This is a genomic window from Paraburkholderia sp. J7, from assembly GCF_905220155.1.
GTDB lineage: Bacteria > Pseudomonadota > Gammaproteobacteria > Burkholderiales > Burkholderiaceae > Paraburkholderia.
In genome coordinates this window covers 1-253 of record NZ_CAJMYZ010000141.1, presented here as the reverse complement: position 1 = coordinate 253, position 253 = coordinate 1, and the positions used below count along the sequence as shown (strand labels likewise).

Annotated in this window: 1 protein-coding gene; it reads right to left on the bottom strand. The window is 56.1% G+C overall.

Annotated elements, in window-relative coordinates; all coding sequences use genetic code 11:
• Nucleotides 1–253 (bottom strand): cytochrome b N-terminal domain-containing protein (locus tag U5A58_RS40680; protein WP_321965481.1); only part of this gene is annotated, 253 nt, incomplete at both ends.

The following is a 253-nucleotide window of genomic DNA, read 5'->3' as shown; positions in this document are numbered from 1 at the left end:
AATGATTGCCGCGAAGATCATCAGGAAGATGCACACGCCGAGGAAATCATGTACCGAGTAATACGGGTGGAACGGAATGCCGTCGAGCGGAATGCCCTTCGCGTCTTTCTTCTCCTTGATTTCGATGCCGTCCGGGTTATTCGAGCCCACTTCGTGCAATGCGATGATGTGCGCGACCACGAGCCCGATCAGCACGAGCGGAATGGCGATCACGTGGAACGCGAAGAAGCGGTTGAGCGTGACGTCCGAGATG